Consider the following 434-nt stretch of genomic DNA (forward strand, 5'->3'; position numbering starts at 1 on the left):
AGTAATGCGGCAAACGTGACCACTCTGGATCCACCGGATACAGAGGCGCCTACCTCTCCTACCAACCTTTCGGCATCAAATGTTACCATGACGAGTCTCGACCTGTCATGGACGGCTTCAACCGATAACGTAGGTGTAACGGGGTATGATGTTTACGAAGGTGTCAATTTGTTAGGATCTACTGCAGGAACGACCTTTAATGTTACCGGGCTAAGCATGGCGACATTATATACCTTCACGGTAGTGGCCAAGGATGCTGCTGGAAATTTATCGGCACCTAGTGCGCCACTGGATGTTACTACCATGAGTGATACAATTGCTCCGAGTGCTCCTACAAATCTTACGGCTTCCAATACTACCCAGACCACCACTGATCTGAGCTGGACAGCCTCTACGGATAATGTAGGTGTAACGGGATATGACGTTTATGAAGG

1 protein-coding gene is annotated in these 434 nt (G+C 48.6%); it reads left to right on the plus strand.

The window, feature by feature from the left end:
* Nucleotides 1–434, plus strand: a 434-nt coding sequence (locus J1N09_RS15425) for a fibronectin type III domain-containing protein (protein WP_265201176.1), incomplete at both ends; no start/stop codon positions are given.

The organism is Aureitalea sp. L0-47 (assembly GCF_026126405.1).
Classification (GTDB): domain Bacteria; phylum Bacteroidota; class Bacteroidia; order Flavobacteriales; family Flavobacteriaceae; genus Pukyongia.